Annotated in this window: 1 protein-coding gene; it reads left to right on the top strand. The window is 39.1% G+C overall.

Annotation, left to right across the window (positions count from 1 at the left end):
* Positions 1-266, top strand: a 266-nt coding sequence (locus KVT11_RS20050; RefSeq protein WP_217609168.1) for an MFS transporter, incomplete at both ends; no start/stop codon positions are given.

Here is a 266-nt window from a genome sequence, read left to right as displayed (position 1 = left end):
CCATCTCTTATACTACAACTAATAAGTGGCCCATTTATTGATAAATGGAGCCGGAAGTGGATTATGATTTTTTCGCAATGGATGCGGGCTTCGGTTTTCTTACTGCCATTAGTCATGTTACTTACTAACAGTATAGAAGTATGGCATGTGTATGTCGTACAAATAATAATCGGGCTTATTACGCCGCTGTATACACCTGCAAGTCAAGCAATTACACCGAGCATTGTAAGTGAAGAGCAACTACAAGATGCAAATGCGTATATTGA

The sequence above is a fragment of the Bacillus sp. GbtcB10 genome (assembly GCF_019091365.1).
Taxonomy (GTDB): domain Bacteria; phylum Bacillota; class Bacilli; order Bacillales; family Bacillaceae; genus Bacillus; species Bacillus altitudinis.
Note: the sequence above shows the minus strand (reverse complement) of the source record. Positions and strands in the feature narration are given on the sequence as shown.